The following is a 23557-nucleotide window of genomic DNA, read 5'->3' as shown; positions in this document are numbered from 1 at the left end:
GCACCATTCTATGTCTCCCCTGCCGCGCGTATCCGCCCTTGCTATCGCCACCACGCTTGTCGCCTTCGCGCCGCCCGCGCTCGCGCAGCAGGCCGATGAAATTGTCGTTACTGCGCAGGCCCGGAACGCCACCGAAGTGGTCAATGCCGGCGATGCGGGCGCGCTGGGTCTCAAGCCCGCCGAAGACCTGCCCTTCACGATTCGCTCCTACGACGAGAGCCTGATCCTCAACCAGCAGCCACAGACGCTGGGCGATGTCCTCGACAATGATCCGACGATCCGCACCACCTACGGGTTCGGCAATGCGGCGGAGCAATTCGTGATCCGCGGTTTCCCGCTGTTCGGCGACGATTTGGGCCTGAACGGCCTCTATGGCATCGCGCCCCGTCAGCTGGTCGCCCCCGAGCTGTTCGGGAGCGTTCAGGTTCTGAACGGGGCGAGCGCCTTCCTGAACGGCGCGGCGCCCGGAGGTTCGGGCCTGGGCGGCAATGTCAATCTCGTGCTCAAGCGCGCCGGAACCCGCGACTTTCTCCGCGCGACGGTCGGTGTTGAAGAGACCGCCCGCTTCGGCGGCGCGGTGGATGTATCGCGGCGGTTCGGCTCGGGCGGCGAATGGGGCCTGCGCATCAACGCCGCCTATCGCGACGGCGAAACCTCGATCGACGATGAATACCGCCGCACCGCGGTGGTCGGCGGTGCGTTCGATTATGATTCGGGCCCATTCCGCGCTGCACTCGATCTCGCATTCCAGGAAATCCGGGTCGACAATCTGCGTCCCAAGGTGACCATCGCGACCGCCGTGATACCCGCAGTGCCGCAAGCTGACGCCAATTACGCGCAGGATTTCACCTACAGCAAATTGCGCGACGTGTTCGGCACGGTAAACCTGGAATACGACCTCGCCGACAACGCCATGCTCTACGCCCGAGCAGGCGCTCGCGACGGGCGCGAGGACGGGATCTACGGCGGGATCACCGTGACCGATGCCGCCACCGGAGCGGCCGATGGGACGGCGCTGCTGGTTCCGGCCGCGACCAATAACGAAGCGATCGAGGCGGGCCTGCGCGTTGCGCTCGGCAGCACGATCACGCAGGAATTCAATTTCGGCGGCAACATCAACTGGCAGGAGTTCCGCACCGCCTTCGATTTCCTCGGCGGGTTTACGCCTTATTCGACCAATCTCTACGCAACGCCGCGGGTCGGCCAGCCGCAGAGCGGCTTCGTCGGCGGAAATCTCGGCGATCCCGATCCCATCACCAACACCCGGTTGTGGAGCGCCTTTGCCAGCGATACGATCGGTCTGCTGAACGATCGTATCCTGATCACGGGGGGATTGCGCCTGCAGGACATCCGTCAGGAGAACATCAATTACGATGGCACTCCGGGTACGACCTACGACGAAAGCGCGGTCACGCCCGTAGCTGGGGTGGTGGTCAAGCCGGTTGAAAATCTCTCGCTCTACGCCAACCGGATCGAGGCGCTGCAGATCGGCGCGACCGCACCCATCGACCCCGCCGTACCGGTGACCAATCCGGGCCAGACGCTGGCCCCGCGCAAATCGGTCCAGTACGAGATCGGCGGCAAGCTCGCCTTGGGCGACATGTTCCTGACGCTCGGCGCCTATCGGATCGAGCGCCCCGGCGAAGGCATCCTGCCCGACGGCAGCTTCGGCTATATCGGCGACCAGCGGCACGAGGGGCTGGAGTTCACCGCCAACGGCGAACTCGCACCCGGCCTGCGCCTGATCGGCGGCGCGACACTGAACGATGCCGAATTCGACGGCGGCAACCAGGTGGCCGGCGTTCCCGAATACACCGCCAACGCCAATGTCGAATGGGGTTTGGGCTTCGCTCCCGGCTTCACCCTGACGGGGCGCATCCTCCATACCGGAGAGCAATGGGTCGATCAGGCCAACACGCTCAAGCTCGACAGCTGGACCCGCTTGGATCTCGGCGCGCGCTACGTCTTCGTCGCCGATGCAACGCCGGTGACGCTGCGGCTCTCCGTCGATAACCTCGCCAACGAACGCTACTGGGCCTCGGCCTTCGACGCCTTTTCCTCGGCATTGCTGCAAGGCTCGCCGCGCACGATCAAGGCCTCGATCTCGGCGGATTTCTGAATGCCCCGAAGCGGGTCCGCGTGGCCCGCTTCGATTGTCATTCATCTGCAGGACCCTATCTTGGGTTTTCGAGCAATCATGGAGAGACGATCGCAATGAACGACCAGAGCCCTGCAATGTCCTGCCCGGTCGATGGCGCCACGCTGGTGATGAGCGAACGTTCGGGGATCGAGATCGACTATTGCCCGACCTGTCGTGGCGTCTGGCTCGATCGCGGCGAGCTCGACAAGATCATCGAGCGCAACTCGCAAGCCGCGGCGCCGCAGCAGCAAGCGGCTCCGCCGCCGCCGCAGGATCCGCGCGGCTACGGCCACGATCAGGCGCGCGGCTACGGCAACACCGGCTATCGCCAGCCCAAGCGCAAGAAGTCCTTCCTCGAAGAGCTGTTCGACTGACGGCTATCGGGCCTCGGTCCGCGGAAACGCGGGCTGGGGTTCTTCCGCTGCAACCGGCGAAGTCCCGCCCAGCGCCTGCCACAACAGCACCCGTGCGCGAAGCGCTCTGCCCTGCGCCGCGGCAGCGCGCTCACCGCTGGCGTCGGCGGTGCGCCGGGCTTCGAGAACCGTGAGGAAATCCGACAGCCCCGCGCGAAAGCGGGTCTCCGCCAGCCGTGCTGCGCGATCGACGCTGACCCGCTCCTGCTGCGCGGCAGCGAGTTCGCGATCGGCGGCAGCGATCAGACCATACGCCGCCTCCGCGTCGCCCAGGGCCGTGAACACCGCATCGCGATAGCTCGCGAAAGCCAGACGCTTGCCCGCCGCGGCAGCGTCGATGTCGGCCTGGATGCGCCCGAAATCGAGCAGCGGAGCGAGCAGGCTCCCGCCTGCGGAGCCCACCACCGCATCCTCGTCGAACAGGTCGCCCAGATCGAAGGACAGCAGACCGAGCGTGGCGGAAAGGGTCAGCTGCGGGAACCGCCGCGCGGCCGCAGCCGCGAGTTCGGCATCCTCCGCCGCCAAGGTGGCCGCCGCAGCCAGCACGTCGGGCCGGTTGATTAGCAAGCGGCTCGGGAGCGCCACTGGCGGCGCCGGCTCGCCCGGTTCCGCCGCGGACGATGCCAATACCTCCACCACGCGCTGCCCCGGCTGGCCCGTAAGGGCGACCAACCGCCCGACGATCCGCGCGCGCTCGCTCGCCAGCGCGGCGATCCGGCTGCGGCTCGCCGCTGCGGCGCCTTCTGCGCGCACCCGGTCGAAGCCCGGGGCGATGCCGGCGCGTTCGCGCACCCCGGCCAACCGCATCAATTCCTCGGCCGCGGCGAGGTCCTGTTCGAGTGCGGTCTGCCGCGCGGCAAGCGTGCGCCAGTCGATCGTTGCGGCGGCAATTTCGGCCAGTAGAGCGTTGCGGACGGCCGCAGCGGCAAAACCCGCCGCGTCGAGCCGGGCTTGTGCCGCCTGTTCGCGGGCGCGCAACCGTCCGAAGAGGTCCATATCCCAGCTGGCGGTCACATTGGCACCATAGCGAAGTCGTTCGCTATCGACAGCGGCGCCCGGCGGAAGCGGGCCGCCAAACTGGTCGGGATTGCTCCGCACCCCCGTGACCGAAGCATCGCCGCCGATCGACGGCAGCCGCTCCGCGCCGGTTCGGGCGACACCCGCACGAGCGATCTCGATGCGGGCCACGGCCTCGGCCAGCGTCGGAGCGTTGGTCAGCGCAAGCGCGGTGAGGCCCCTGAAGGCCGGATCCTCCGAGGGCAGCAGAGCGGCCAGCGATTCGCCGGTGGCGGCATCCGGCGCGAAGGCGAAGCGTTCGGGCAAGGCCGGGAGCGACGTATCCATCTCGGGCGCGGGGCCGGCCACGCAGGCGCCGAGGGCCAGCGCCGATGCGAGGACGAGAAGCCGAGCGTTCATTTCGCCGCACGTCCCGCTTCGCCGCGCTGTCCTGCGCTGTTCCGTGCCGGGATGAAAGCATCGACCTGCTGCCCCACCCGGAACAGCCCGTCGGCATCGGGCAGTTCGTAGATGATCTGCAGCACCCGGACATCGACCCGCTCGGCGGCGCTGTTGGTCAGCGAGCGCTTGGGCACCACGCGCGGTTCGGCGCGGACGAAGCGCGCCTTGACCTGGCGCTCCGCTGCGCCGCGCGGCGAGACGGTGGCCGGCTCGCCGAGCGCGACGCGCGGCGCCTGCTCCTCGTCGACATCGACGCGGATATGCAGCGGGCGGGTTTCTCCCATCTCGATGAAGGCCTGCGATCCGCTCCCGCCCATAGTCGAGAGATATTCCCCCGGCCGGATGTTGACCGCGAGGATCTCGCCCGCGATCGGCGCGCGGACGGTGGCGCGGTCCAGCTCGGTCTGCGCGCTGCCGACCTGCGCCTGCGCACTGGCAAGTCTGGCCTGCGCCGCCGCGAGCCGCGCTTCCGCCAGTTGCCGCCGTTCGCGCGCGGCATTCGCCTCGCCCTCCGCGCGGATGACTTCGGCGCGGCTCACCGCGGCGGGATCCTCGACCTCGCGGTAGAGCCCGAGCTGCCTCCCGGCCGTCGCCTCGGCGCTGCGGGCTTCGGCGATCGCGGCGCGGGCTTCGGCGATGGCGGCACGCGCCTCGCCGACCGCAGCACCGGTCTCCGCAATCCGCGAGCGCAGCGCCCTTGTATCGACCACGAACAGCGGCTGCCCCTTCGAAACATAGTCTCCGGGCTGCACGCGCAGATCGGTCACCAGACCCGAGAGCGCCGTGCCGACCTGGATGGTCTCGCTCGACGGCTCGACCACCCCCGCTCCCGCTACGCGCGGCGAACCGGCCAGCTCGCCGGTTGCGCGGGGCGGCTCACGGGTCGGTTCCTCGAGCTGGCGGTCGGGCAGGCCGGAGCCGACGAAGATCGCCGCCCCAACCAGGGCGATCACCGCGACCACCGGCAGGCCCTGACGCGAAAAGCTGAAATTCTCGGGGAGTAAGGCCATCAGTGGTCCTCCGGCATAGATGTGCCATCATGGGTGATCCGCCCGTCCTCGAGAACGAGGATGCGGTCGGCGAGATCGAAGACGCGGTTGTCGTGGGTGACGATGATGCAGGCGCGATCCTCGGCTACCGCGACCTCGCGCAGCAGGTCCATCACCCGTCGGCCTGAACGCGCGTCGAGCGCGGCGGTGGGCTCGTCGCAGACCACCAGCCGCGGTTCGTGGACCAGCGCGCGGGCGATCGCGACCCGCTGCTGCTGTCCCCCGGAGAGCTGGTTGGGGAGTTTGTCGCTCTGATCGCCGATAGCGAGCTTTTCCATCATCGCGATGGCGCGCTCGCGTGCCTCGAGCCGGTTCATGCCCTGCGCGATCAGCGGCACCGCCGCGTTCGAGGCCGCGTCGATCGAGGGGATGAGATTGTACTGCTGGAAGATGAAACCGATGTTGTTGAGACGAAACTCGACCAGCTGGGTGTCGGTGAGATTGTAGATATCGGTGCCGAACACCTCGACCTCGCCCAGCGTCGGCCACAGGATTCCGCACATGATCGAGATCAGCGTCGTCTTGCCCGAGCCGCTCTCGCCGACCAGATACGTCAGCTCGCCCGCCTGCACCTCGAGATCGATCCCGTGGAGCACGGTGATGCTCTGCTGCCCCGCCTTGAAATCGCGGGTCACGCCGCGCGTGCTGATCGCCGCGCCGGTGGCTACGCCGGTTGGGGGGGCGCCGGTTGGGGGGACGCCGCTCACCGGAACACCGAGGCGGGTTCGGTCTTGAGGACGTTGCGCAAGGCCAGCCAGCCGGTCAGCGCGAGGATCAGCGTGACCGCGGCGAGGCTGACCAGCGGCACCTGCCAGGGGATGTAGAACCCCTTGAAAGTGGGATTGCCCGAGAAGCCCCAGATGAAGCCCACGGTCCCCAGCACGCCCAGCCCGTAGCCGACCAGCCCGACGAGTGCCGCCTGGCTCGCGACCATGCCGCGGATCTTTGCATTGGTGACTCCGATCGCCTTCAGGGCGCCGAACTGCTTGATGTTGTCGCGGATGAACAGGCTGAAGGTCAGCCCGACGATCGCCACCCCGACGATGAAGCCGAGCATCACGGTGATCCCGAAATTGAGCGGGATGCCGGTGTTCTGGATGATGAAATCGACCCCGTCCTGCGCGAACTGGTCGCGGGTGCGGGCGCGGAGACCCGTCAGCTCCGTGATCCTCTCGGTCAATTCGGCGGGTGCGACATCGTCGGATGCGCCGACCAACACGAAACTCATCCGGTTGCGAGTGCCGGGGACGTAGTTCAGCGCGCGGCTGTATTTGGTGTAGAGCGTGACCTGGCTGGTGAAGCTGGGGATGGCATCGGCGATCCCGCGGATGACCGCGCGCTGATCGTTCAATTCGAGCCGCTGCCCGATCGGGCTCTGGCCGGCTTCGAACATCCGCGTCGTGCCGACATCGTCGATGATGACACTGTCCGGGCTCGACAGCACATCGGCGCTGCCTCGCGCCATCCGCTTGGGCAGGCCGATCAGCGTCGCATCGTCGACCCCGATCACGCTCACGCCTTCCAGATCGCCGTCGCCGCTGCGCACCGAGGCATTGGCGCGCAGATGCGGAACCGCCCATTCGACGCCCGGCACGCTGCGCACCTTGTCGAGCGCGGTCGAGGGCATGGGGAAATTGACGTCGGTCGTGCGGCTGACCTCGTCCATCACCCAGATGTCGGCGGCGGGAACGTTGTAGACCCCGCTGGCGCCGCGCTCGACCAGATTGACGAAGATGGTCAGCTGCTGGGTGATCAGCAGCGTCGAGAACGCGATTCCGAACACCAGCCCGTAGAATTTCTGCTTGTCGCCGGTCAGCATGCGGATCGCGATCCAGAGCATCGACCGATTTCCCCCGACGAGGCAAGGGCTTGCCGGATCGACCGGCGCCCGCCATTACTGAACGACAGCGTTTAATTGAACGGAGCCGTTCACTTTGTCAAGCAGCAAGGATATCAAGCAGGGGCGACCAGCCGATCTCGCCAAGCGGCAGGCGATTCTGCAAACCGCCGGGCGCAGCTTTTTCGATGTCGGTTTCGCGGCCACCTCGATCGAGCAGGTCGCCGCCGAAGCCGGCGTGTCCAAGGTGACCGTCTACAATCATTTCGGCGACAAGCGCGGACTCTTCACCGCCGCAGTCGAGTCCGAATGCGAGCGGTTGCGCGACCACTTCTCCATCGCGCCTGCCGAGGGCGCGGACCTGCGCGCCCGCCTGACCGCGATCGGCGAGGCGATGTCCGCCTTCCTCTCGCGCCCCGAGATGGTCCAGTTCGAGCGCCGCATCGCCGCCGAGACCGAACAGGAACCGGCGATCGGCGAAGCTTTCCTCGCCGCCGGACCCCACCGGATGAAGGCGGATTTCGCGGCGCTGCTCACGGCGATGAACGCCGCGGGGGAAGTCGAGATCGACGATGCCGATCTGGCGGCCGAACAGTTCGCGGCGATGTGCAAGGGCATGGGCGATCTCGACCGCCGCTTCGGCATGCCCAGGGACGAGGCGCGCGACCGCCAGCGGATCGACGGCGCGGTCGAAGTGTTCTGCCGCGCCTATGCAACCGGCTGAGCGGGCTGAAATATTAGCTCCATTGCGGAGGCAAATCGCGCATGGCCGCGCACTTGCAACCAGAGGATGTACGCCGCTCGAGACTCGCTAAATCGCCCATTCTCCACAATCGCTGCGTTTGCGCTCCGCAATCGTCTCGGGGCATGCCCCCTTGGGGGCGCTGGTCGGGGGGCATGTGGCATTCACCAGTGACAGCTTTGGCGAGCGTCTGTTCGAAAGCGTTGGGCGATCGGGCCTTCCACCGCCTCGCCGAGCAGTTTGATGGCATTCTTGAGATTGGCGAGCACCGCCGGCGCGGGCGCGGCGGCGGCGATCAGCAGCCTGGCCTGCGCCACATTGGGCACCACCGCCCCGGCCGGGTTCTCGGGCGGCAGGAAGGGCTGCGCCACGCGTTCCAGCGCCCGGCGGGTTGCGTCGATCCGCGCGGCACCGCCGCCACCGGCAGCGAGCCCTTCGCGCGCGGCGTACCATTCGTGCCGAGCTGGCTGCGCAGAAGGATCGGGCGTTCCAGCCGCGATACGCGGAATGCAAGCATCGGGGCAGTCGAGCGCCGCGAGCATGATCGGGCCCAGCGTATAGACCGCGCGTTCGGCTTGCTCGTAGCGCTCTTCCGGGGTTTCGAAGGGATCGTCGAGATTGCGCATCAGATCGAGGAAGACCCGCAGGTAATCGGCGAATTCCACCGGCGATCCCGCCTGATCGAGAGCGAATTGCGCCGCTTCGAGCCGCAGATCCGGCTTGCCCGGATCGGCGATGCGATCGTCCGTCTGCAGCGCCAGCAGGGTCAGCCGCTCGTCCAGCGTCATCGTCTGGAACAGCGGATCGTCGGCGATCTCGAGATGATCGAGCATGGCGTCGACTGCGGCCAGATCCTGAATCGTGGCGAGGCTGTGCCGGGAGAGAATTTCTTCTACCTGCGGGTCCTCGGGGTCGATTTGCCCCAACGCGGCGCGGCGCAGGATCTGCAGTTCGCGCGGGTTCATCGTCATCAGCTTGACCGGGGCGACCGGCAGTTCGACCCCGCCGAGCAGCATCAGCCGGTTGGCGTGCAGACCGGACTGGACCGCGGCGACCAGTGTGCTCTCGTCGGGAAAGCCGTAGGTCCGGTAGCTCGCAGAGATCGCATAGTCCAGCCAGTGCAATCCGCCGTCGATCAGACCCAGCACCAGCCGTCCGGTCTCGGACAGGGCGAAGGCGCTGGTGAGCGGCGTATCGGCGAGCTGGACGGTCATGGCGCGGCTCGCTTAGCTGGAGGGGCCCGAGGGGAAGGAGCTCAGCACCTTGCCCGCAGCCTCGCCGACCGCGGCGAAACCCTCGATCGCGGTGGTGACCATGGCTTTCGCGGTGTCGAGCGCGGGCTGGTATTGCTTCGCATTGCCGGTCGCGAGGATCTGCGCCAGCGCGACCCCGGCGGCGGTGCTCGCCACGGTGGTGACAATGCGCAGCGCGTCGGTGGCGTCCTGCACCGCGATCGCGGTCGATTGCGCCACCGATTGATAGGCCTTGCCCTGGCCGCTGGCTTGGATCGGGCCCTTGGTGAGCGTGGCGCGCTGCGTCTGGGTAATGACGTCGGTGATGAGCGGGTTGACCTGGGTCATGGCTGGGCTTTCCTACATCTGCTCTAGGCGGGACTGGGAGAAGGGGGCGGGCTTGGAGGCGAAGGCGGACTGGGCCGCGGCGTGTTGCCCCCCTGCAGCGACTTGATCGCATCGGCGATATGGTCGGCGAGCGCCTTGAGTGTCGCGGTCGCCGCGGCGGCGTCGCTCGCCCGTGCGATCCCGGTGAGCTCGTCGATCGCCATGGTGGCGCGGGCATCGACACTGGCGATGCTTTCGTCGTGGGGAAGCGGCTCGACGCCGTGGTCGGGCGGGGGGAATGGGCGGCCGGAGATGGATGATCGGAAACGGAGTTTGCAACATCTTGGCGCAAGCCGTAGTGACTGCCGCCGATCCCACCGTACTCGACGATTGCTGTCGACTGACCGCATTGTACATGGTCATGCCGATCGTCTCGGCCATCGCGACATCGAGCATCGCGGAGGATTGCGAGGGAGCCTGGCCAACATTGAGCGTGACCACGTTCGCAACGGATTCGACGATTTGATCGTTCACATATTGATTGGGCATTTCTTACGCTCCGTTTTTCAGAACCATTGCGAGCACCTTGAAGGTCGCGGCTTCTGCCATCAGCTGGCCGCGATGCTGGGCGGCGACGGCGTTTTCCATGGCGTGACCGATGCTGTTGGTCATCGCCAGATAGGTCATCGCCATCGCCGCCGACGGCGCTTCGCCGATGGTCAGCGCGGCGACCGGTGCGATTCCGCTGAGCGCAGCCATCGGCGATTCTCAACCGCGCGCGCGGAATTGCTCCGCTAGAGCAGTCCGCGCCGGGCGATCTCGACGGTCGCGGTGCGGTGGAGGCGATATTGAGCGCATAAAGAGTCGACACGCCTTGTGCGGTCGAAGCCTGAAAGGTGAGGAAACCTTGGTTCTGCTGGTTGGTCGCGTTGTGCGCGGTGTTGGCCAGCGCCTGGCTGGTGGCGATGAACATGTTGCCGGTGGCCATCGACGGGTAATCCCCGAGCACCAGCGTGTTGACCTCGGTGATTGAATCGGTGACCTGGCTGTTCACGTGGCTGGGAAATGCCATTGTCTGCTTCCTTTGCTGTGCGGCGCACGTCGGGGCGGGGCCGCGGGTTCACACTGGGTTTCGTCTCCATCGCTGGGGCGGGATTGCGCCCGGGATCACTTCTTGCCGGTCTGGATCGCGTAGAGCAGCGCCACCCCGGCGGTAGTCGCGGCCTGCGCCGCCACATTCATCTGCTGCTGCGCGACGGTCGCATTGTGTGCGGCATTCGCCAGAGCCTGCGAGGTCGCCTGGTAGAGATTGCCCATCGCGATTGCCGGCGCGTCGCCCAGAACCTTGACGTTCGCCTGGGTGACCGAGTCGGTAATCTGGTCGTTCACATGAGTTGGAAAAGCCATTTCATCCCCTTTCTGAAGCTGGGTCGCATCGCCCGTCTGCCAAGCGAGTCGAGCTGGAAGGAGAATGCGCCCCGGCTCGCGGCAATACTTGGACGAAAGCGGCGCTGCGATCGCGGGCCAATGCGGCGGAAATCCGTCTCGTCTAGCGTCTAATGCGGCGCAAGAAGCGAATTCAGGCCGACAATCAGGCCTCCCACCGCAGTTCGGACGAATATCGACCCGAGTCGGACAAAAGCGGCCGAGGCGCAGCCTGCTTGCCGAGTCGGCGGCGCTGGCGAAACTGACGCGGGGTCTCGCCCATCGCGCTGCGAAAACTGCGTTCGAAATAGCTCAGGTCCCCGAAGCCGACCTCGAAGGCGAGTTGCGTGATCGAGAGCGCCGGCTGGCTCGCCAACCGCTCGCAAGCGGCGAGAATGCGGATCTGGCGCAGCAGCTTCTTGAACGAAACTCCGATGGCGGAGCGGAACAGCTCGCTCATCCGCAGGGGCGCGACCCCGCCGATCGCCGCAAGCTCGGCGAGGTCGATCGTCTCCTCGAAGCGCTTGCCCATATGCCTGAGCGCTTTCGCCAAGGTATCATCGAGCTCGGCGAAATCCTCGTCGGGATCGATGGCACGCAGGGCCCATCGATCGAGGAGCGTGGTCCTGGGCGGCGTCCAGATCGAGATCGTGCCCGGCGGCTCGCTCTGTCCCTTGGCAAGCAGGGGAGCGTGGCGGCGAATAGCAGCGGCGTCGATCGGCGCCGCGCCGGTCATCGTCGCCAGGCGTGCCAGCAGGCGCTCGAACTCGGCGCAATTCTCCGGCCAGTCGTAGGCGAGGCAGGCGCTCAGAAGGTCTTGTGTGATCTTTTCGTCCGCGTCGTAGCCCAGCCGGGCGATCGTATCGCGCATCAGTGCGGCGATGTCGCCGGTGCGTTCGCGGATGGGCGGCAGCCTTGCTTCGAGGACCGAAAGCTCGATGGCCAGCTCGCGCGAAAACCGGCCGTCGGCCACGAGCGGGGCCAAATCCAGCGTGGTCGATGCGATGATCCGCGGAGCCCGCTGACTTGCGGTGTGCGGCCAGAGCGCCAGCCGCGATGGCAGATGGCGCGGCAGTGCCGATTGCAGCGGCGACGAAAGCCGGTCGATCGCCGACAGGTAGAGCGTTCCCCCCTTGGACCTGTCCAGCCAGTCCGCAGGCGCGGCGTCCGGATCGCTGCAGTCCACCGCAACGAAGGGCTTTTCAGGTCGCGGTCCGCTGCAATGGATTGCCGCCGCCGCCGCAAGTTTCTCGGTCCCGAATTCGCCGTGCAGCAGGACCGGGAGCGGACTGGCGGACGCGATCTCGACGAAACGGTCGAGATCGCGCATCGCGCCGCTCAGCCCGATCAGCCTTAGAGGCTGACCCAACCGCCCCAGCGACCATTTCTCGAGCCGGTCGCGCATGACCAGCCGACCGCATTGGCGCGCGAATTGCGGAAGCAGGTCGGGATACGGGCCGGTGGTCGCACGCGCTCCCGTCGTGCGCGCGCGCATCCGGCCAAGCTTTCGTCCGGCGTAGGAGATTTCGTGATCGAGCTCCGAGTTGCTCGTGACCGTGGCTGCGGTCGCGGACGCTTCGGAGGGCGCTTGCCAGCGTGAGACAGGTTCGCGCGCCTGCCGCTCGACCGTCAGCGATCCGATTTCATTCAGGTGCATATCGAGCGACTGCAGTCGGGCGTGCGAAACCAGAGCGCAGGCCAAAGCCTCGAGCGTGCCCGGCAGATCGCGGTGATGCGAGCGTCCAGGCCTTCTACATTATCGAGCGCTTCTATCTCCAGCGCCTGCTGGTGAGCTATCGTGTTCGCTCCCGGCACCAGCTCACCGACGATCAGGTGGCAAATGCCAGCGGCGCGCTCACCGCAACGCTCAACCGGCAGCAATGGCTGACCGACTGGCTGGCGCATGCGATGATCGATCTCGAGCAGGTCGTGATGAACCCGGATGTGCAGCCCCATGTCCGCTTCTTCCTCAAAGGCGGGCGGGCGCTGGCCTATCTGTTCGGCCGACCTCAGGATGGCGCGAACGACTGGGACAGCCAGGTGCTGATCGATCCCGACCTGCCCGCCGACGAATGGTACGCGGTCTATCGCAAAGTCTCGAACCGGCTGCTTGTCGCGCTGATGCGCAAGAAGGCCGAATTCTACTCGCTGCTCAACGCCAATGCGGCGCAGCTCATCCATCTGCCGCTGCCGATCGGCATCGCGGCCGATCCCTTCGCCGATGCCGCCCCCGATCCCGGATCACTGCCCGAGACGCCTTCAACCCAGCGCGATCTGGAAGACGAGGAGGCGCCGTTCAGCCGGAGCTGCAAGGCCGAGCTGATCGATGTGGGAATGCCGCGCCGCGACACTATCGAATGCCGCGAGCAATGGGTCCAGCTGGCGCAGGATATCATCCGCCCGACCGACGGCATGCCGATCCCCGGCTTTGCCTATTACATCGACGAATATCTCACCATGGTGCGCGAGTTCTTCGCCGGCGAACCGCGCGCGCAGGCCAAGGCGCACAAGCGGATCGAGCGACTCGCCGAACTCATGGCGAGAGACGGCGCCGCGATCGCGATTCTCCATGCCTACGAGCGCATCCCCAACGGCATTCTGCAGATCGCCGCCCAGCCAGTTGCCGCCTTCGCCGCAAGCCAGCTTGCCCCGGCGCGACAGCCGCTGCACTACGTACTGATCGAGCTGCTCGATCAGTTTGCGACCGCCTACGAGATGGAGCTCGAGCCGCTGCTCGCCGCCCAATTTGCCGAATATCTCGTCGAATGGATGCCCCAGGCCGAAGCGCTTTCCCAACACAACGCCCTCGCCCGTTTCAGGCTGTCGGTCGATGCCACGCCGATGGCCGATGCGATCGGCTTCGGTCAGTGGCTGTCGGACCGGCTGCAGGCGCATGTCGCGGGCCGGGCGGCGCTGATCGCAACCCAGCGCGAGGCGATCGACGCGCTGATCCGTGCGCTCTACGCGGACTCGATCTTCGACCAGCAGAGCGAACTCGAACTGCAGATGGCGATCGGTGGAAGCCTCGCCGCGGCGCTGCATGCCCAATACGAGCACGCCCGCGGGGCCAAGCTCGAGCCGGTCGGCAAGGTGACGATCGGGCTCTATTACACCGATCGCGCGACCGACCCGGCCACGGCGATCGAACTGGTCAAGCCGCTGCTCGCTCCTTTCGTCGACCCGCAGCCCGGCGCGCTGTTCCAGATGGACGACAGCCATCCCGGCAGACTGCTGCTGTTCGCCGCCAATGTGGAAATCATCGAACCCTTCGGACCCTACGAGCCGCTGGTGATCGAAATCGTCGCGAAGCGGGTTCGAGTCCGCCCGCTGATCAGCTTCATCTGGGGCTTTCCGGTGCTCAGCCTGCGCGATCTGATCCTCGAGTATCAGACCAGGGCGGCGCATGTGGTCGAGTTCGCGATGCGCGGGATGTTGCGCCGGACCGCGCGTTCGCTCACCGACATGCTGATGAAGGTGCGGCAATAGGCGGGCGCAGTCCTGCCTGCGCTTGCAGCGGCGCAATAAGCCGCTAACCCCCGTCCCTGCACTATCGGCGAACGGGGATTGCAGTGAGCGACGAGTGGGTCATCGGCATTATCGGCGGTTCGGGTCTCTACGCCATCGAGGCGCTGGAGGACGAGCAGTGGATCGCGGTCCAGTCGACCTGGGGCGAACCCTCGGACGAGATCCTCTGCGGGCGGATCGGCCATGTCCAGGTCCGCTTCATGCCGCGCCATGGCCGCGGGCACCGCGTGCTTCCCGGCCGGCTCAACGCGCGCGCGAATATCGACGCGCTCAAACGCGCAGGCTGCACCGATATCCTCGCGATCTCCGCGGTCGGCTCGCTCAGCGAGGATCTGCCGCCGGGCAGCTTCGTCCTGGTCGACCAGTTCATCGACAACACCAAAGGCCGCCCCTCGACCTTCTTCGACAACGGCTTCGTCGCGCATGTCGCGATGGGCGATCCGGTGTGCGAGCGGCTGACGGAGCTCACCGCCGCAGCGGTCGCGCAGGCCGGCGGCGAGCCGCACCGCGGCGCCACCTATCTGGCGATGGAGGGCCCGCAATTCTCGACCCGCGCGGAGAGCAAGCTCTACCGCCAGTGGGGCGCGCAGGTGATCGGGATGACCGGCATGCCCGAAGCCAAGCTCGCGCGCGAAGCCGAGCTGCCCTACGCGCTATTGGCTATGGTAACGGATTGGGACAGCTGGCGCGACGGCGAGGCGGCGGTCGACGTCGGTGCGATCCTCGCGCAGATGGCAGCAAACGGCGATCTCGCGCGCCGGGCGGTCGAGGAACTGATCCGTTCACTCCCGCCGCGGCGCGAGTCCTCGCCGATCGACCGCGCGCTCGATTTCGCGGTCATCACCGCGCCCGAGCAGCGCGACCGCGGGCTGATGACCAAACTCGATGCCGTCGCCGGGCGGTTGTTCGCGCAGGACCGGGGCTGATTTGCAGGATCTGCTGGTCATAGGCGGCGGCATCAACGGGGTGGGCATCGCCCGCGACGCCGCCGGGCGCGGACTGTCGGTCACTTTGTGCGAGAAGGAAGATCTCGCCTCGCACACCTCCTCGGCGAGCACCAAGCTGATCCATGGCGGCCTGCGCTATCTCGAGCAATACGAATTCCGGCTGGTCGCCGAAGCGCTGCGCGAACGCGAGGTGCTGCTGAAGGCCGCACCGCACATCATCTGGCCGCTGCGCTTCGTGCTGCCGCACGACAAAGGGCTGCGCCCCGCCTGGATGTTGCGGATCGGGCTGGCGCTCTACGACACGATCGGCGGGCGGCGCAGCCTGCCGGGCAGCCGCAGGGTGGATCTGACGAAGCCGCCGCACCGCGGCGTGCTGCAGGACCGGCTTAGGCGCGGGTTCGAATATTCGGACTGCTGGGTCGAGGATGCGCGGCTGGTGGTGCTGTGCGCGATGGATGCGCGCGATCGCGGCGCGGAAATCCTCGTGCGCACCGAATGCGTGGCGCTCGAACGCCACCCAACTCACTGGCGAGCGACCCTGCGCAGCCGCGACGGCACCGAGCGCACCGTCGAGGCGCGCGCGCTCGCCAATGCGGCGGGGCCCTGGGTCGACGAGGTGGCGCGAAAAGCGCTCGGGCAAGGCCCGCCCGCCAGGTTGCGGCTGGTCAAGGGCAGCCACATCATCGTCCCGCGCAAATATCCCGGCCAGCACGCCTACATCTTCCAGAACGGCGACGGGCGGGTGGTCTTCGCGATCCCCTACGAGCGCGACTTCACGCTGATCGGGACCACGGATCAACTGTTCGAAGGCGAACTCGACAGCGTGACGATCTCTCCAGAGGAGGTGCGCTATCTTCGGGAAGCCGCCGGCGAGTATTTCCGCAGCGGCATCGCCGAGGACGAAATCGTCGCCACCTATGCCGGCGTGCGCCCGCTCTACGAAGACAATTCCGCCCGCAATTCGACCGTCACCCGCGACTATGCGTTCGAGCTCGACACGCAGGGCGGCGCACCGATCCTGTCGGTCTATGGCGGCAAGATCACCACCTTCCGCAAGCTGGCCGAACATGCGCTGGGCCGGCTGGCGCCGCAGCTTCCCATGGGCCCTAAATGGACCCGCACCGCACCGCTGCCGGGCGGCGAGATGGAGGATTTCGCGGCCTTCCTGTGGCGCGCCGGCGAACGCTTTTCGTGGATGCCACCGGAAATGCTGCTGCGGCTGGCGCGGGCCTACGGCACCCGTATCGACAAGGTCGTCGGCACCGCCGACGGGCTCGACCGGCTGGGCGATCATTTCGGCGGCGATCTCTACGAATCCGAGCTGCGCTACCTCGTGGAAGAGGAATTCGCGCGCACCCCGCAGGACATCCTCTGGCGTCGCAGCAAGCTCGGACTGCACCTCCCTGCGGAAACGGAACGGCGCGTCGCGGATTGGTTGAACGAGCAGGGCGGCGACTTCGCTTGATCGCCCGTGCGAGCGGGTCCAAGGGCCGCCCGTTATCGCAACCGACGTCGCAAATCGAACCCCCGAGTCTCCTCCCTATGGCCCGCAACGACCCCAATAGCCTTCTCGACCGCCACTCCGTGCGCCTCGCCTATCGCCAGGAGGAAGCGGATTGCATCGCCGAGCGGCTGGCGCAGGCGCGCCCGGTCGCTGCCCTCCACAACGAGGCGCAGGCGCTGGCGATCACGCTGGTCGAAGGAGCGCGGCGCCAGAAGGCGAGCGGTCTCGACGCCTTCCTGCACCAGTTCGGTCTGGCCACCGAAGAAGGCATTGCGCTGATGTGTCTGGCGGAAGCGCTGCTGCGCGTACCCGACGGTCGCACCGCCGATGCGCTGATCCGCGACAAGATCGGCGATATCGACTGGTCCGAACATGTCGGCGCCTCGAGTTCGACCTTCGTCAACGCCGCGACCTTCTCGCTGATGCTGACGGGCGAGGTGCTCGAACGGCCACTGGAACAGCAGCGCGGTATGGCGCGCACCTTCAAGAACACCATGAACCGGCTGGGCGAACCGGTGATCCGCCAGGCGACCCTGCAGGCGATGCGGATCCTGGGCGGGCAGTTCGTGTTCGGGCGGACCATCAACGAAGCGCTCAAGCGGGCGGCGCCCGAACGGGCGCGCGGGCTGACCCACAGTTTCGACATGCTGGGCGAGGCGGCGATGACCTACGCCGATGCCGAACGCTATCGGATCGCCTACGAGGGCGCGATCGAGCGGCTGGCGAGCGAAGCCGGCGCGGGCGTCCACGGCTCGCCGGGGATCTCGGTCAAGCTCTCCGCGCTCTATCCCAAATACGACTTCTTCCACCGCGAGGCGGCGGTGGAGGCGCTGGTGCCGATCCTGCGCGATCTCGCCGGCAAGGCGCGCGATGCCGATATCCATTTCACGATCGATGCCGAGGAAGCCGAGCGGCTCGAACTTTCGCTCGATATCCTCGAGGCGCTGGTCGCCGACGACACGCTGTTCGCCAACGGCACCGCGCGCGGCTGGACCGGCTTCGGCCTCGCGATCCAGGCCTATCAGAAGCGCGCCGTGCCGCTGTGCGACTGGACCGCCAAGCTCGCGCGCCGCCACAATCGCCAGCTGTTCGTCCGGCTGGTCAAGGGCGCCTATTGGGACACCGAGATCAAGCTGAGCCAGGTGGGCGGCTACAAGGACTTCCCGGTCTTCACCCGCAAGGTCGCCACCGATGTCTCCTATCTCGCCTGCGTCGAGCGTCTGCTGGCGGCGGGCGAGGCGATCTACCCGGCCTTCGCCACCCACAACGCCTATACGATCGGCGCGGTCAAGGCGCTCGCGCAGAGCCAGTCGCGCGAGAGCGGCTACGAATTCCAGCGCCTGCATGGCATGGGCGAGGACGTCTACGGCGCGCTCGCCAAGCATGAGGGCAACGCCCGGACTCCGGTGAGGATCTACGCGCCGGTCGGCAGCCACAAGGATTTGCTCGCCTATCTGGTGCGCCGCCTGCTCGAGAACGGCGCCAATTCCAGCTTCGTCAACCGCATGGCCGATGCCGGCGTACCCGCCGCCGACCTCGCGACCGATCCGGTCGCCGAACTCGCGTCGCTCGAGACCAAGCGCAATCCCGAGATTCCCCTGCCTGGCGACATCTTCCCCAATCGCAGCAACAGCGCCGGGGTCGATCTGGGCGATCCGCTGGTGCGCGAACCGCTGATCGAGCGGCTCGACAAATTGCGTGCCCGCCGCTGGCATGCCGAGCCCACCTTCCTGTTCGAGGATCAGGAGGGCGAGGTCGCGCCGATCACCAAGCCGCACGATCTCACCATCGAGGTCGGCACGCGGCGCGACACGCTGCCCGAAGAGGTCGAACAGGCGATCCGGATCGCCGATGCGGTCCAGCCGGGCTGGAATGCGCTGGGCGGCGAGAAGCGCGCGCTGCTGCTCGAGGAAGCGGCGGACCTGTTCGAAGAACACACCGACGAGTTCCTCTCGCTGTGCCAGCGCGAAGCGGGCAAGACCCTGCCCGATGCGGTGCTGGAACTGCGCGAGGCGGTCGATTTCCTGCGCTTCTACGCCGGAGAGGCGCGGCGGCTGTTCTCGGGTTCCTTCGCCCTGCCCGGCCCGACCGGGGAAGAGAATCGCCTGACGATGGCCGGGCGCGGCGTCTTCGCCACGATCTCGCCGTGGAACTTCCCGCTCGCGATCTTCATCGGCCCCGCCGCCGCCGCGCTTGCCGCGGGCAACAGCGTGGTCGCCAAGCCCGCCGAACAGACCCCGCTGATCGCCGCGCTGGCGGTGAAGCTGTGCCACCGCGCGGGCATCCCGCGCGAGGTGTTCCAGCTGCTTCCCGGCGCCGGCGAGGTCGGCCAGTTCATCACCTCCGACCCGCGCATAGCGGGCGTCTCCTTCACCGGATCGACCGAGACCGCGCATGCGATCAACCGCTCGCTGGCCGCGCGCGACGGACCCATCGCCACCTTCATCGCCGAAACCGGCGGGCAGAACGCGATGATCGTCGACAGCTCGGCGCTCCCCGAACAGGTGACTCGCGACGTGGTCGCCTCGGCGTTCCAGAGCGCCGGCCAGCGCTGCTCGGCGCTGCGGATGCTCTACATCCAGGACGAGGTCTTCGACGAGATGGTGGCGATGATCCGCGGCGCCTTCGAGGCGCTGGTAATCGGCGATCCGGGCGATCTCGCCACCGATGTCGGCCCGGTGATCGATCCCGATGCCAAGGCCGCGCTCGAACGCCATGTGGCGCGCCGGCGCAAGAACGGGCGCACCGTGTGGCGCCGCAAGCTGCCGCGCGGCGTGGCCAATGGCTGTTTCGTCGCTCCGACCATCATCGAACTGGAATCGATCTCGGACCTGCGCCGCGAGAATTTCGGCCCCGTCCTCCACGTCGCCCGGTTCAAGGCGAAGGAACTGGAGAAGGTCGTGGATGACATCAACGCCACCGGTTACGGACTGACGCTCGGCCTCCACAGCCGGATCGAGACGACGCGCCAGTTCGTCGAGGCGCGCGCCCGGGTGGGCAATTTCTACGTCAACCGCAACCAGATCGGCGCGGTGGTGGAAAGCCAACCCTTCGGCGGCGAAGGCCTGTCGGGAACCGGACCCAAGGCGGGCGGACCGAACTATGTCGCGCGGTTCGCGACCGAGCGCGTCGTCTGCATCGACACCACCGCGGCGGGGGGCAATGCCACTCTGCTCGCCGGATGAGGCGGGTGAGCGGGAGTTTTCATTGAAGCTTCGAGCGGCTGTGGGTTAGGGGGCTCGCCATGGGACGCCTTCTTCAACTCGCACTCGCGCTCACCGCCTTCTTCTGGGCCGCCGCCGCCTCGGCGGAAGTCCGGGTGACCTTCCACAGTTTCGACGGCTCGGTGCTGTTCGGGCGCTATCCTCACGCCTTCGTGTCGATGGAAGGCGAACTCGCGGACGGGACACCGATCAAGGAGAATTACGGCTTTTCCGCCAAGAGCGCCTCGCCCGCCGTGCTGGCGGGTCCGGTCGAGCATATCGTGATGGTCGAGAAGGACAAATGGATCGACCGGACCAACCGGCATTTCACCGTCGTGATCGACGATGCGAAATATTGGGCGATCCGCAAGGAAGTGGCGCGCTGGCGCGATGCGCCGGGGAAATATTACGACCTCGCCACGCGCAATTGCATCCATTTCGTCGGCGCGATCGCGCAGATCGTCGGGGTGCGGGTGACCTACCCCGAGGACATGCTGCGCCGCCCCAAGAAATGGCTCAATCACATCACCGGTCGGAACCCGCAGCTGCGCGCGCCGCAGATCGACTAGGGATAAGCCCGGGTCCGAGGCTTGCGCGCCGCAGCCGGGTGAAGGATCGTCCGGCGCATGGCGATTCTCTCCGACAAATGGATCCGCTCCAAGGCACAGGCCGAGGGCATGATCGAACCCTTCACCGAGGCGCAGCGGCGCGACGGCTGCATCTCCTACGGGCTGAGCTCCTACGGCTACGACGCGCGGGTGGCGGACGAGTTCAAGATCTTCACCAATGTCGATTCGGCCGTGGTCGATCCCAAGGATTTCGCCGCCAACAGCTTCGTCGATCGCAAGACCGATGTCTGCGTGATCCCGCCCAACAGTTTCGCGCTCGCCCGCACGGTCGAGTATTTCCGCGTGCCCGAGGACGTGCTGGTGATCTGCCTGGGCAAATCGACCTATGCGCGCTGCGGGATCATCGTCAACGTCACCCCGCTCGAGCCGGGCTGGGAGGGACACGTCACGCTGGAGTTTTCCAACACCACCCCGCTCCCCGCCAAGATCTACGCCAACGAGGGCGCGTGCCAATTCCTGTTCCTGCAGGGCAACGAGCGCTGCGAGACCAGCTACAAGGATCGCGCCGGCAAATATATGGGCCAGCGCGGGGTGACCCTGCCCAAGCTGTAGGCCTGGGCCCCGGGACAGGCTCGCGGCCAAAGTTTAGGCAAAGTTTAGGCCAAGCTCCGGCAAACCCGCCGTGACGCTGCGGCTTTGACAGCGCCTCCCGGCGCGCGCATTCTGCGCGCAACGGGAGAACGCCATGACCAAGAGCACCGCCGAGTTCGACATCATCGTCTATGGAGCCACCGGCTACACCGGGCGGCTGGTGGCAGAGCATTTCGTGCGCGAATATGGCACCGGCCCCGAGGCGCCGAAATGGGCGATGGCGGGCCGCAGCCTGTCCAAGCTGGAAGAGGTGCGCGACGAGATCGGCGCGCCTGCCTCGACCCCGCTGATCGTCGCCGATGCCGAGAACGAGGGCGAGCTGATCGCCATGTGCGAGCGGGCCAGGGTCGTGCTCACCACGGTCGGACCCTATCAGATCCATGGCGACGCGCTGGTCGCGGCCTGCGTGAAGACCGGCACCGACTATGCCGATCTGTGCGGCGAGCCCGCCTGGATGCGCGAGCAGATCGACCTCCACCACGAGGCCGCCAGGACCAGCGGGGCGCGGATCTGCTTCTCCTCGGGTTTCGATTCGATCCCTTTCGATCTGGGCGTGCTGATGCTGCAGGAGCATGCGCTGGCGACCCGCGGCTCGCCCGCGCCGCGGATCCGCGGGCGGGTGCGGTCGATGAACGGGACCTTCTCGGGCGGCACCGCGGCGAGCCTGACCGCGACGATGAAGGCCGCCGCGACCAATCCGAAGATCATCGGCCTGCTGCGCTCGCCCTTCGCGCTCACCCCGGGTTTCGAAGGGCCCGACCAGCCTTCGGGCATGGTGCCGCATTACGAGGAGGACCTGGGCAAATGGGCCGCGCCCTTCGTGATGGCCGCGATCAACACCAAGAACGTCCACCGCACCAATTTCCTGCTCGGCCACCGCTATGGCGAGGATTTCCGCTACGACGAGATGGTGCTGACCAGCCCGGGCGAAGCGGGCAAGAAGGCCGCCGACGCGATGCTCGAGCTGCTCAAGAACCCGTTCGGCGCCAAGCCGCCCAAGCCCGGCGAGGGCCCGACGCCCGAGGAACGCGAGAACGGCTCCTACGACGTGTTGCTGGTCGGCGATTTCCCCGACGGATCCTCGATCCGCTACGGGGTGAAGGGCCGCTACGATCCGGGCTATGGCTCGACCAGCCGGATGATCGCGGAAACCGGCATGGCGCTGCTCGAGAACCCCGGCGAAGGTGGCATCGGAACGGCGGGCTCGTTCCTGGGCAAGAAGCTGGTCGAACGGCTCGAGAGCCGTGCCGCGCTGAGTTTCGCTGTGGAAAGCTGAACCGGGTAGGTTCGGTCCCGGGTTCGGTCCCGGACCGGGGCCGGACCACACCCGGATCGGGCTGGTCTCCGGCTAGTCGATGGAGCGGGCGAGGCGATTCGAACGCCCGACCCCAACCTTGGCAAGGTTGTGCTCTACCCCTGAGCTACGCCCGCTCACTGACGCTTCCGAACGGTCGAACCGTCGGTGGGAGGCGCGCGATTAGCAGCGGTGCCCCACCCGCGCAAGGCAAAAATCGCGTCCTTGCCCTTCCTTCCTGCGGGCTTCACATTGGCGCGCGAGGCCCCACATGGGGCGCAGGAAATTCCCGCTTTTCGAAAGGACGCGCACGTGGCGAGCATGGCTCTGAGCATCGACGAACAAAAGGCAGTCGACCGGTTCCGCACCGAAGTGGTCGAACCCTCGATGTCGAAACTCGTCATCCTCGACTTCTGGGCCGAATGGTGCGGGCCGTGCAAGGCGCTGACCCCGGTGCTCGAGAAGGTCGCGGGCGAATATGCCGACAAGGGGGTGGTGCTGGCCAAGGTCAATGTCGATGAGGAACAGTTCATCGCCAGCCAGTTCCAGGTCCGCTCGATCCCCACGGTCTATGCGATGTTCCAGGGCCAGCCGGTCGCCGATCTGACGAACGCGCGCGGCGAGAGCCAGCTCAAGCAGATGCTCGATCAGCTTCTGGAGAAGCTGCCGCTGGGCGAGGGCGCAGGCGATCCTGCAGCAAAGCAGCAGCAGGACGTGGCGCAATTCGTTGCCATGGGCGAGCAGGTGCTGGCCGATGGCGATGCCGAGCGTGCGGCGGGCATCTTTGCGCAGGTCGTCGAGATGGCGCCCGACAATGGCGCAGCGCAGGCCGGACTGGTCCGCGCACTGGTGGAAGCCGGGAGGCTCGACGAAGCCCGCCTCGCTTTGACCGCCGCCGAACAGAACCCCGCGCTGGTCGAGGATGCCCAGCTCGGCGCTGCCAAGACCGCGCTCGAACTGGCCGCCAATGCCCCCGACGAAGGCGAGCTCGCCGCACTGCGCGAGAAGGCTGAGGGCGGCGCGATGGAAGACCGGCTCGCCTATGCCGAAGCCGCTTTCGCCGCCGGCCAGCGCGATGCCGCCGCGGACGAGCTGCTCGCCATGATCGAAGCCGATCGCGAGTGGAACGAAGGCGCAGCGCGGGCCAAGCTGCTGCAGATCTTCGAGGCGGTGGGTCTGGAAGATCCGTGGGTGGTCGCCACCCGTCGCCGACTCTCGCGCCTGCTGTTCGGCTGAGCGAA

General features: G+C 67.0%; 21 protein-coding genes, 1 tRNA gene and 2 pseudogenes. 11 read left to right on the top strand and 13 right to left on the bottom strand.

The genetic code is table 11. From position 1 onward, the window contains the following. Positions 1 to 10: 10 nt before the first annotated feature. Positions 11 to 2119, top strand: coding sequence for a TonB-dependent receptor (locus Q9K01_RS01715; protein WP_305928486.1), 2109 nt, complete (start codon positions 11 to 13; stop codon positions 2117 to 2119). A 95-nt stretch (positions 2120 to 2214) separates the two neighbouring features. Then, the gene (locus Q9K01_RS01710) at positions 2215 to 2514 is read left to right on the top strand and encodes a TFIIB-type zinc ribbon-containing protein (protein WP_305928485.1); all 300 of its coding nucleotides are present in this window, start codon (positions 2215 to 2217) and stop codon (positions 2512 to 2514) included. Positions 2515 to 2517: 3 nt separating this feature from the next. Here the strand turns inward: Q9K01_RS01710 and Q9K01_RS01705 are convergent, their stop codons facing one another. The 4 genes from Q9K01_RS01705 to Q9K01_RS01690 are packed head-to-tail and all read right to left on the bottom strand — an operon-like array spanning position 2518 to position 6900. Next, a complete protein-coding gene (locus Q9K01_RS01705) occupies positions 2518 to 3969 on the bottom strand; it encodes an efflux transporter outer membrane subunit (protein WP_305928484.1) in 1452 nt (483 codons plus the stop codon). Next, on the bottom strand, positions 3966 to 5021 hold the full coding sequence (locus Q9K01_RS01700) for an efflux RND transporter periplasmic adaptor subunit (protein WP_305928483.1): 1056 nt from the start codon (positions 5019 to 5021) through the stop codon (positions 3966 to 3968). Before Q9K01_RS01700 ends, Q9K01_RS01705 begins: the two co-directional genes overlap by 4 nt. Continuing rightward, complete coding sequence (locus Q9K01_RS01695; protein WP_305928482.1) at positions 5021 to 5767, bottom strand: ABC transporter ATP-binding protein; 747 nt, start codon at positions 5765 to 5767, stop codon at positions 5021 to 5023. The genes Q9K01_RS01700 and Q9K01_RS01695 overlap by 1 nt, the downstream gene beginning before the upstream one ends. After that, complete coding sequence (locus Q9K01_RS01690; RefSeq protein WP_305928481.1) at positions 5764 to 6900, bottom strand: ABC transporter permease; 1137 nt, start codon at positions 6898 to 6900, stop codon at positions 5764 to 5766. Before Q9K01_RS01690 ends, Q9K01_RS01695 begins: the two co-directional genes overlap by 4 nt. A gap of 94 nt (positions 6901 to 6994) precedes the next feature. Here Q9K01_RS01690 and Q9K01_RS01685 point away from each other — a divergent pair, with 94 nt between their 5' ends. Continuing rightward, positions 6995 to 7621 (top strand): TetR/AcrR family transcriptional regulator, encoded by a 627-nt coding sequence (locus tag Q9K01_RS01685; protein ID WP_305928480.1) that lies wholly within the window; start codon positions 6995 to 6997, stop codon positions 7619 to 7621. 182 nt (positions 7622 to 7803) lie between these two features. On the opposite strand, the gene Q9K01_RS01680 is transcribed toward Q9K01_RS01685, so the two are convergent. From Q9K01_RS01680 to Q9K01_RS01650, 8 genes and pseudogenes are all read right to left on the bottom strand, one after another. After that, positions 7804 to 8853 (bottom strand): hypothetical protein, encoded by a 1050-nt coding sequence (locus tag Q9K01_RS01680; RefSeq protein WP_305928479.1) that lies wholly within the window; start codon positions 8851 to 8853, stop codon positions 7804 to 7806. 12 nt (positions 8854 to 8865) lie between these two features. Then, the gene (locus Q9K01_RS01675) at positions 8866 to 9219 is read right to left on the bottom strand and encodes a hypothetical protein (RefSeq protein ID WP_305928478.1); all 354 of its coding nucleotides are present in this window, start codon (positions 9217 to 9219) and stop codon (positions 8866 to 8868) included. A gap of 23 nt (positions 9220 to 9242) precedes the next feature. Then, positions 9243 to 9422, bottom strand: coding sequence for a hypothetical protein (locus Q9K01_RS01670; RefSeq protein WP_305928477.1), 180 nt, complete (start codon positions 9420 to 9422; stop codon positions 9243 to 9245). Positions 9423 to 9588: 166 nt separating this feature from the next. After that, positions 9589 to 9654: pseudogene (locus tag Q9K01_RS15510) on the bottom strand (hypothetical protein); the annotation flags it as partial. A gap of 96 nt (positions 9655 to 9750) precedes the next feature. Further along, positions 9751 to 9957: a RebB family R body protein gene (locus Q9K01_RS01660; RefSeq protein WP_305928475.1), complete on the bottom strand. Its 207-nt coding sequence runs from the start codon at positions 9955 to 9957 to the stop codon at positions 9751 to 9753. A 94-nt stretch (positions 9958 to 10051) separates the two neighbouring features. Then, positions 10052 to 10270, bottom strand: a pseudogene (locus tag Q9K01_RS15440) (RebB family R body protein); the annotation flags it as partial. A gap of 95 nt (positions 10271 to 10365) precedes the next feature. Continuing rightward, positions 10366 to 10605: a RebB family R body protein gene (locus tag Q9K01_RS01655; RefSeq protein WP_305928474.1), complete on the bottom strand. Its 240-nt coding sequence runs from the start codon at positions 10603 to 10605 to the stop codon at positions 10366 to 10368. 184 nt (positions 10606 to 10789) lie between these two features. Then, positions 10790 to 12280: a helix-turn-helix domain-containing protein gene (locus tag Q9K01_RS01650; protein WP_305928473.1), complete on the bottom strand. Its 1491-nt coding sequence runs from the start codon at positions 12278 to 12280 to the stop codon at positions 10790 to 10792. 131 nt (positions 12281 to 12411) lie between these two features. Between Q9K01_RS01650 and Q9K01_RS01645 the strand changes: the two genes are divergently transcribed. The 7 genes from Q9K01_RS01645 to Q9K01_RS01615 all read left to right on the top strand — a co-directional run bounded on the left by Q9K01_RS01645 (position 12412) and on the right by Q9K01_RS01615 (position 22298). Next, positions 12412 to 14109: a hypothetical protein gene (locus Q9K01_RS01645; RefSeq protein ID WP_305928472.1), complete on the top strand. Its 1698-nt coding sequence runs from the start codon at positions 12412 to 12414 to the stop codon at positions 14107 to 14109. Between the two features lie 83 nt (positions 14110 to 14192). Further along, a complete protein-coding gene (mtnP, locus tag Q9K01_RS01640; RefSeq protein ID WP_305928471.1) occupies positions 14193 to 15074 on the top strand; it encodes an S-methyl-5'-thioadenosine phosphorylase in 882 nt (293 codons plus the stop codon). After that, on the top strand, positions 15034 to 16560 hold the full coding sequence (gene glpD / locus Q9K01_RS01635; RefSeq protein WP_305928470.1) for a glycerol-3-phosphate dehydrogenase: 1527 nt from the start codon (positions 15034 to 15036) through the stop codon (positions 16558 to 16560). The genes mtnP and glpD overlap by 41 nt, the downstream gene beginning before the upstream one ends. A 77-nt stretch (positions 16561 to 16637) precedes the next feature. After that, positions 16638 to 19784, top strand: a complete 3147-nt coding sequence (putA, locus tag Q9K01_RS01630) for a bifunctional proline dehydrogenase/L-glutamate gamma-semialdehyde dehydrogenase PutA (RefSeq protein WP_305928469.1) — start codon at positions 16638 to 16640, stop codon at positions 19782 to 19784. A gap of 59 nt (positions 19785 to 19843) precedes the next feature. Next, positions 19844 to 20371 carry a hypothetical protein gene (locus Q9K01_RS01625; RefSeq protein ID WP_305928468.1) on the top strand — a complete coding sequence of 176 codons (528 nt, stop codon included), beginning with the start codon at positions 19844 to 19846 and terminating at the stop codon, positions 20369 to 20371. 57 nt (positions 20372 to 20428) lie between these two features. After that, positions 20429 to 20983, top strand: coding sequence for a dCTP deaminase (gene dcd, locus Q9K01_RS01620; RefSeq protein ID WP_305928467.1), 555 nt, complete (start codon positions 20429 to 20431; stop codon positions 20981 to 20983). A gap of 133 nt (positions 20984 to 21116) precedes the next feature. Beyond that, entirely contained in the window at positions 21117 to 22298 is a 1182-nt protein-coding gene (locus Q9K01_RS01615; RefSeq protein WP_305928466.1) for a saccharopine dehydrogenase family protein, read from the top strand. Positions 22299 to 22378: 80 nt separating this feature from the next. Here the strand turns inward: Q9K01_RS01615 and Q9K01_RS01610 are convergent. Beyond that, a tRNA-Gly gene (locus tag Q9K01_RS01610) sits at positions 22379 to 22453 on the bottom strand. A 184-nt stretch (positions 22454 to 22637) separates the two neighbouring features. Between Q9K01_RS01610 and Q9K01_RS01605 the strand changes: the two genes are divergently transcribed. Beyond that, positions 22638 to 23552 (top strand): tetratricopeptide repeat protein, encoded by a 915-nt coding sequence (locus tag Q9K01_RS01605; RefSeq protein ID WP_305928465.1) that lies wholly within the window; start codon positions 22638 to 22640, stop codon positions 23550 to 23552. Positions 23553 to 23557: the final 5 nt, after the last annotated feature.

This window comes from Qipengyuania benthica (genome assembly GCF_030717865.1).
Taxonomy (GTDB): domain Bacteria; phylum Pseudomonadota; class Alphaproteobacteria; order Sphingomonadales; family Sphingomonadaceae; genus Qipengyuania; species Qipengyuania benthica.
The sequence above is the reverse complement of the archived record's forward strand: the minus strand, read 5'-3'. Positions and strand labels throughout refer to the sequence as shown.

Excerpts from the sequence above, each read along its gene's own strand:
- Q9K01_RS01715 (WP_305928486.1), top strand. The coding sequence starts at position 11 with ATGTCTCCCCTGCCGCGCGTATCCGCCCTTGCTATCGCCACCACGCTT.
- Q9K01_RS01710 (WP_305928485.1), top strand. The coding sequence starts at position 2,215 with ATGAACGACCAGAGCCCTGCAATGTCCTGCCCGGTCGATGGCGCCACG.
- Q9K01_RS01705 (WP_305928484.1), bottom strand. The coding sequence starts at position 3,969 with ATGAACGCTCGGCTTCTCGTCCTCGCATCGGCGCTGGCCCTCGGCGCC.
- Q9K01_RS01700 (WP_305928483.1), bottom strand. The coding sequence starts at position 5,021 with ATGGCCTTACTCCCCGAGAATTTCAGCTTTTCGCGTCAGGGCCTGCCG.
- Q9K01_RS01690 (WP_305928481.1), bottom strand. The coding sequence starts at position 6,900 with ATGCTCTGGATCGCGATCCGCATGCTGACCGGCGACAAGCAGAAATTC.
- Q9K01_RS01680 (WP_305928479.1), bottom strand. The coding sequence starts at position 8,853 with ATGACCGTCCAGCTCGCCGATACGCCGCTCACCAGCGCCTTCGCCCTG.
- Q9K01_RS01675 (WP_305928478.1), bottom strand. The coding sequence starts at position 9,219 with ATGACCCAGGTCAACCCGCTCATCACCGACGTCATTACCCAGACGCAG.
- Q9K01_RS01670 (WP_305928477.1), bottom strand. The coding sequence starts at position 9,422 with ATGGCGATCGACGAGCTCACCGGGATCGCACGGGCGAGCGACGCCGCC.
- Q9K01_RS01660 (WP_305928475.1), bottom strand. The coding sequence starts at position 9,957 with ATGGCTGCGCTCAGCGGAATCGCACCGGTCGCCGCGCTGACCATCGGC.
- Q9K01_RS01655 (WP_305928474.1), bottom strand. The coding sequence starts at position 10,605 with ATGGCTTTTCCAACTCATGTGAACGACCAGATTACCGACTCGGTCACC.
- Q9K01_RS01650 (WP_305928473.1), bottom strand. The coding sequence starts at position 12,280 with ATGCACCTGAATGAAATCGGATCGCTGACGGTCGAGCGGCAGGCGCGC.
- glpD (WP_305928470.1), top strand. The coding sequence starts at position 15,034 with ATGCCGTCGCCGGGCGGTTGTTCGCGCAGGACCGGGGCTGATTTGCAG.
- putA (WP_305928469.1), top strand. The coding sequence starts at position 16,638 with ATGGCCCGCAACGACCCCAATAGCCTTCTCGACCGCCACTCCGTGCGC.
- Q9K01_RS01625 (WP_305928468.1), top strand. The coding sequence starts at position 19,844 with ATGGGACGCCTTCTTCAACTCGCACTCGCGCTCACCGCCTTCTTCTGG.
- dcd (WP_305928467.1), top strand. The coding sequence starts at position 20,429 with ATGGCGATTCTCTCCGACAAATGGATCCGCTCCAAGGCACAGGCCGAG.
- Q9K01_RS01615 (WP_305928466.1), top strand. The coding sequence starts at position 21,117 with ATGACCAAGAGCACCGCCGAGTTCGACATCATCGTCTATGGAGCCACC.
- Q9K01_RS01605 (WP_305928465.1), top strand. The coding sequence starts at position 22,638 with ATGGCTCTGAGCATCGACGAACAAAAGGCAGTCGACCGGTTCCGCACC.